Genomic DNA, 5,501 nt, shown 5'->3' on the forward strand with positions numbered 1-5,501 from the left:
CGCGGTCCCCGGCGGGGGGCGCGGCCGGGGGGCGGGCAGGGGCGTCGGGGCGCGCGCCCAGGGCCGGTTCGGTCATCGTCACGGCGTAACTCCTCACCACGGCGGTCTGTTTCCCGGAACGCTACGAAGCCGCAGGTCGGACGGTCGCCACCCGCAAGAGCCAATCCCGGGGTCCCCCAGGGGTCGCATGCGGTGCGCACGTCCCTCATCCCGCGGACCGACCGGCGTCCCGCGCTCTCCACCCTGGCGGGCGGCGCGGCCCGGCACAGGAGGGCTGCGCCCCCGATCCGTGGTGGTGCCAACCCCACCCCAAGAACTCCTCAAGGTCGCCCTATAAGGTGACAAGTCATGAGCGAGCGCACTCGGTGGATCCGGCTGGAAGGGGCGGTCAACGCCCGGGACCTGGGCGGCCTGCCCACCACCGACGGACGCGCCACCCGCAGAGGACGCGTCCTGCGCGCCGACAACCTCCAGGCCCTCACCGTCACCGACGTCCGCGTCCTGCTCGACGACTACGACCTCAAGAACGTCATCGACCTGCGCAGCGACGCCGAGGTCCGGCTCGAGGGCCCCGGACCGCTCACCCGCGTCCCGTCGGTGACCCTGCACCACCTGTCGCTGTTCGCCGAGGGCGGCCACCACACCGACGCCTCCGCCGACCAGCCCCCGGCCCCCGCCGTCCAGCCCCCGGCCCCCGCCGTCCACGCCCCGGCCGCCGAAGCCGGGACCGAGCTGGACATGGACAAGATCCTGCCCTGGCAGACCCGCACCGACCCCGGCGGCGAGGACGAGGCCCGCGCCGTCTCCTTCTACCTCGGCTACCTGCGCGACCGCGCCGACTCCATCACCGCCGCGCTGCGCGTCATGGCCCGCACCGACGGCTCCGCCCTGGTCCACTGCGCCGCCGGCAAGGACCGCACCGGCGTCGTGTGCGCGCTCGCCCTGGAGGTCGCCGGCGTCACCCGCGAGGCGATCGTCGCCGACTACGCCCAGACCGGCGAGCGCATCGCGGCGATCCTGGACCGGCTGCGCGCCAGCGACACCTACGCCGCCGACATCGACTCACGCCCCGCCGAGAGCCACCACCCGCACGCGGCGATCATGGAGAAGTTCCTCAGCCGCGTCGACGAGAAGCTCGGCGGCACCGCCGCCTGGCTGCGCGGACACGGCTGGACGCCCGAGGACACCGCCGCCCTGCGCGCCCGCCTCCTCGACTGACCACCCCCGCCCGAACGCCGGGCCCGACCGACAGGCCGGGCATGCGCACGGGCAGGGGCGGGCTCACCACCGAACGGCTGGGGCGGGCGGCCGGTGTCAGGGACGGCCAGGGGTCAGACGAACAGGTCGCGGACGGCGGCGTGCGCGGCCTGCCGCATCTCCGCGTGCAGCACCGCGTTCGCCTCCCGGTCCGTCCGGGCCTCCACCACCCGCAGCCCCTCGCCCGCAACCGCCTTCGGCAGGTCCGCCGCGGCCTCCAGCCGCCGGTACGGCACCCCGTGCGCCCGCACCAGCCCCTCCAGATCCACCTCCTGCGGCGTGCCGAAGACCCGCTCGAACGGATCCCGCAGCGCCGCCTGCGGCAGCAGCGAGAAGATCCCGCCGCCCCGGTTGTTCACCACCACGATCGCCAGATCCGGCCGCCGCTCCCGCGGCCCCAGCACCAGCCCGTTCTGGTCGTGCAGGAACGCCAGATCACCCAGCAGCGCGTACGACCGGCCCGCATGCGCCAGCGCCGCGCCCATCGCCGTCGACACCAGCCCGTCGATCCCCGCCGCGCCCCGGTTCGCCATGATCCGGATCCCCCGCCGCGGACGCATCACCTGGTCCAGGTCCCGGATCGGCATCGACGCCGCGCTGAACAGCAGCGACCCGCCCGGCAACCCCGCCACCAGGTCCCGCGCCAGCCGCGGCTCGGTCACCTCCGGCGCCTCGTCCAGCACCCGGTCCACCGCCGCCGCCGCGACCAGGTCCGCCGTCCGCCACGACTTCAGCCACGCGTCGTCCCCCGACACCACCGGGATCTCCACGTCCTGCGCCACCTGCGTCGCCGACCGCACCGGATCCGGCCACCGCGACAGATCCGGCGACAGCACGATGTGCTCCTCCGCCCGCCGCAGCATCGCCAGCAGCGGACGCGACAACCCCGGCTTCCCCAGCGTCACCACCACCTCCGGACGGTGCCGCTCCACGAACTCCGGCACCCCCAGCAGGAAATGGTGCGACGTCAACGCGTGGTCCCCGTACCGGGCGTTGCCGTTCGGCTCCGACAGCACCGGCCAGCCCGCCATCGACGCCGCCGCCACATACCGCTTGACGTTCGTCGCGCCGTCCCCCACGACCAGCACACCCCGCCGCGTCGGCGGCACATGCAGCACCGACCCCGGCGTCGCCGCCCGCACCTTCGTCCACGCCCCGGTCGCGTCACCGTCCAGCGGCTCGCACCACGACTCGTCCCCGTCCGGGATCAGCGGCTCCCGGAACGCCACGTTCAGATGCACCGGCCCCGGAACCGGCGCCTGCGCCAGCCCCCACGCCCGCGACACCAGCGACCGCCAGTACGCCACCATCCCCGGACGGTTCTCCGGCACCCCCACCTCGGTCGACCACCGCGCCGCCGTCCCGTACAGCTTCACCTGGTCGACCGTCTGGTTCGCGCCGGTGTCCCGCAGCTCCGGCGGACGGTCCGCCGTCAGGACCACCAGCGGCACCCCCGACTCGTGCGCCTCCACCACCGCCGGATGGAAGTTCGCCGCCGCCGTCCCCGACGTGCACACCAAAGCCACCGGACGACCCGACCGCTTCGCCAGCCCCAGCCCCAGGAACGACGCCGACCGCTCGTCGATCCGCACATGCAGCCGGACCCGGCCCTCCACCTCCGCGGCGTGCAACGCCAACGCCAACGGAGCCGACCGCGACCCCGGCGCCAGCACCGCGTCGGTCATCCCGCACCGCAGCAGCTCATCGACCAGCACCGTCGCCAGCGCCGTCGCCGGATTCATCGGACGTCCCCTTCCCGCGCCGCCTCCGCGGCCCTCACCCCGGCCTCCGCGGCCGACACCGCCACCGAACCCGCCGCCGACCCCGGCAACGCGCCCAGATACCCCGCCGCGCCGTCCCCGGCCGCCATCAGCACCTTCTCCGCCTCACCCAGCCGCTCCCGCCACGCCGCCGCCACGTCCGGACCGGCCTCCACCGCCGCCAGCGCCGCCTCGTCCACCACCGGACGCCGCACCGCGACCACGCCGTCCACCGGCACCAGCGGATCGGCCACCACATCACCGGCCAGCAGCGACAACGTCCCCAGCCCGCACGCGAACGGCAGCTCCGGCAACGCCGCCGCCAACGCCAGCCCCGCCGCCAGACCCACCGACGACTCCACCGCCGACGACACCACCACCGGCAGCCCCGTCGCCTCGGCCACCCGCAGCGCCGCCCGTACACCGCCCAGCGGCTGCACCTTCAGCACCGCCACGTCCGCCGCGCCCGCCGCCTTCACCCGCAGCGGATCCTCGGCCCGGCGGATCGACTCGTCCGCCGCGACCGGAACGTCCACCCGCAACCGCACCGCCGCCAGCTCCTCCAGCGTCGCGCACGGCTGCTCCACGTACTCCAGGTCGAACCGGTCCAGGGCCCGCGTCATCCGGACCGCGCGCTCCACGTCCCAGCCGCCGTTCACATCCACCCGCACCCGGCCGTCCGGACCCAGCGCGTCTCGGACCGCCTCCACGCGCGCCATGTCGTCGGCGTCGTCCTGGCCCCGCTCGGCGACCTTCACCTTCGCCGTCCGGCACCCCGACGCCCGCACCATCGCGAACGCCCGCTCCGGATCCACCGCCGGAACCGTCACGTTCACCGGCACCCGGTCACGCAGCGGCTCCGGCCACCCCTCGAACGCCGCCTCCCGCGCCGCGGCCAGCCAGCGCGCCGCCTCCGCCGGACCGTACTCGGCGAACGGGGAGAACTCCCCCCAGCCCGCCGGGCCCCGCAGCAGCACACCCTCCCGCCGCGTGACACCGCGGAACCGCGTGCGCATCGCGATGGAGAAGACCCGCACCGCTGACCCCCTCGCCGTCATGCAAGACCGTCAAGACCCGTCGTGTCCGGACGACCGTCCGGACACGACCCGTGACCCGGCCCTCGGCCGGAGCCCGGCCAGGACGAAACGGAACCTTACGGAACCAGGACGCGTCCCCGGACCGCCACCCGGACGGAACCCCGGCACGCCCTCGGGCACAAGCCCCTCAGGACCTCGGCCGAACCGCCGCCGGGACCGTCGCCCAGAACAGAACAATTAGTAGTACCACGGGAAACGCGACCAATCAGGGTCACGCTTCTCCAGGAACGAATCCCGCCCCTCGGCCGCCTCATCGGTCCCGTACGCCAGCCGCGTCGCCTCACCCGCGAACACCTGCTGACCCACCATGCCGTCATCCACCGCGTTGAACGCGAACTTCAGCATCCGCTGCGCCGTCGGCGACTTCCCGTTGATCTTCGCGCCCCACTCCAGCGCCACCTTCTCCAGGTCCGCGTGCGGCACCACCGCGTTCACCATCCCCATCCGGTGCGCGTCCTCCGCCGAATAGGTGTCCCCCAGGAAGAAGATCTCCCGCGCGAACTTCTGCCCCACCTGCCGCGCCAGATACGCCGACCCGTACCCGCCGTCGAAACTCGCCACATCCGCGTCGGTCTGCTTGAACCGCGCGTGCTCCCGGCTCGCCAGCGTCAGATCCGACACCACGTGCAGACTGTGCCCACCACCGGCCGCCCACCCCGGCACCACACAGATCACGACCTTGCCCATGAACCGGATCAGCCGCTGCACCTCCAGGATGTGCAACCGCCCCGCCCGCGCCGGATCGATCGTCTCCGACGTCTCCCCCTCGGCGTACCGGTACCCGTCCCTCCCCCGGATCCGCTGGTCACCACCCGAACAGAACGCCCACCCGCCGTCCTTCGGCGACGGACCGTTCCCCGTCAGCAGCACACACCCCACGTCCGACGACATCCGCGCATGATCAAGAGCCCGGTACAGCTCGTCCACCGTGTGCGGCCGGAACGCGTTGCGCACCTCCGGACGGTCGAACGCGATCCGCACCGTCCCCTGATCCACCGCCCGGTGGTAGGTGATGTCGGTGAACCCGAACCCCTCCACTTCCTTCCACGCCGACGCGTCGAACAGCTCCGAAACCATGTGCCCCTCTTCACTCGAACCGATGACCCGGCGCCCGGCGCGACCACGGCGGGCGGACGCCCCCCATTCAACCGCCCCGCCGATGTGAACGCGTTCAACAGGGTCGCCTAAACTGGGCCCGCCATGGAAGATCGCCGCCTGCACGCCCTCGTTCTGCCCCCCGGACCCCGCCTGCTCCAGGCCCTCCACGCCGCCCTCGACGGCACCGGCCCCGCGATCTGCCCCCTCTCCCCCGACACCCCCGCCCCCGCCCTGCGCGCCACCCTCGACGCCCTCGCCCCCCACGCCGTCGAAACCCCCCACGGCACCA

The 5,501-nt window shown here is 73.9% G+C and carries 4 protein-coding genes and 1 pseudogene; 2 read left to right on the forward strand and 3 right to left on the reverse strand.

Going from position 1 to position 5,501, the window contains the following annotated elements; all coding sequences use genetic code 11:
• The first annotated feature begins 348 nt into the window (after positions 1–348).
• Complete coding sequence (locus DZF91_RS28930; RefSeq protein WP_117360288.1) at positions 349–1,218, forward strand: tyrosine-protein phosphatase; 870 nt, start codon at positions 349–351, stop codon at positions 1,216–1,218.
• 113 nt (positions 1,219–1,331) lie between these two features.
• Here the strand turns inward: DZF91_RS28930 and menD are convergent, their stop codons facing one another.
• The 3 genes from menD to DZF91_RS28945 form a co-directional block, all read right to left on the reverse strand.
• Complete coding sequence (gene menD, locus DZF91_RS28935) at positions 1,332–2,999, reverse strand: 2-succinyl-5-enolpyruvyl-6-hydroxy-3-cyclohexene-1-carboxylic-acid synthase (RefSeq protein ID WP_117360289.1); 1,668 nt, start codon at positions 2,997–2,999, stop codon at positions 1,332–1,334.
• Positions 2,996–4,075, reverse strand: coding sequence for an o-succinylbenzoate synthase (locus DZF91_RS28940; RefSeq protein WP_117360290.1), 1,080 nt, complete (start codon positions 4,073–4,075; stop codon positions 2,996–2,998). The genes menD and DZF91_RS28940 overlap by 4 nt, the downstream gene beginning before the upstream one ends.
• Before the next feature lie 216 nt (positions 4,076–4,291).
• Complete coding sequence (locus DZF91_RS28945) at positions 4,292–5,191, reverse strand: 1,4-dihydroxy-2-naphthoyl-CoA synthase (protein WP_117360291.1); 900 nt, start codon at positions 5,189–5,191, stop codon at positions 4,292–4,294.
• A gap of 123 nt (positions 5,192–5,314) precedes the next feature.
• Here DZF91_RS28945 and DZF91_RS28950 point away from each other — a divergent pair.
• Positions 5,315–5,501, forward strand: a pseudogene (locus DZF91_RS28950) (AMP-binding protein); the annotation flags it as partial.

Source organism: Actinomadura logoneensis (genome assembly GCF_003428695.1).
Taxonomy (GTDB): domain Bacteria; phylum Actinomycetota; class Actinomycetes; order Streptosporangiales; family Streptosporangiaceae; genus Spirillospora; species Spirillospora logoneensis.

Coding starts and splice junctions, on each gene's coding strand:
- DZF91_RS28930 (WP_117360288.1), top strand. CDS start 349: ATGAGCGAGCGCACTCGGTGGATCCGGCTGGAAGGGGCGGTCAACGCC.
- DZF91_RS28940 (WP_117360290.1), bottom strand. CDS start 4,075: ATGACGGCGAGGGGGTCAGCGGTGCGGGTCTTCTCCATCGCGATGCGC.
- menD (WP_117360289.1), bottom strand. CDS start 2,999: ATGAATCCGGCGACGGCGCTGGCGACGGTGCTGGTCGATGAGCTGCTG.
- DZF91_RS28945 (WP_117360291.1), bottom strand. CDS start 5,191: ATGGTTTCGGAGCTGTTCGACGCGTCGGCGTGGAAGGAAGTGGAGGGG.